This is a genomic window from Paraburkholderia sp. SIMBA_030 (genome assembly GCF_046535245.1).
Lineage (GTDB): Bacteria > Pseudomonadota > Gammaproteobacteria > Burkholderiales > Burkholderiaceae > Paraburkholderia.
The window spans coordinates 1-280 of record NZ_JAWRXB010000320.1 but is presented as its reverse complement, the minus strand read 5'-3'; the positions used below and the strand labels follow the sequence as shown (position 1 = coordinate 280).

General features: G+C 60.7%; 1 pseudogene. It reads left to right on the top strand.

The features are described from left to right. Positions 1-9: 9 nt before the first annotated feature. Positions 10-280 (top strand): annotated as a pseudogene (locus SB772_RS40170) (amidohydrolase); the annotation flags it as partial.

Here is a 280-nt window from a genome sequence, read left to right as displayed (position 1 = left end):
AATTTGAGCATGCCGATTTTGAACAGAGCCGCTGAATTGCAGGACGAAGTGACCGAATGGCGCCGTCACATCCACGCCCGTCCGGAGCTTCTTTTCGCGGTGGAGAACACGGCAGCCTTTGTCTCCGAAAAGCTGAAGGAGTTCGGCGTCGACGAAATCGTCACCGGCATCGGCCGCACCGGCGTTGTCGGCCTGATCAAGGGAAATGGCGGCGGCAGCCGCACCATCGGCCTGCGCGCCGATATGGACGCCCTGCCGCTGACCGAAATTTCAGGCAAGC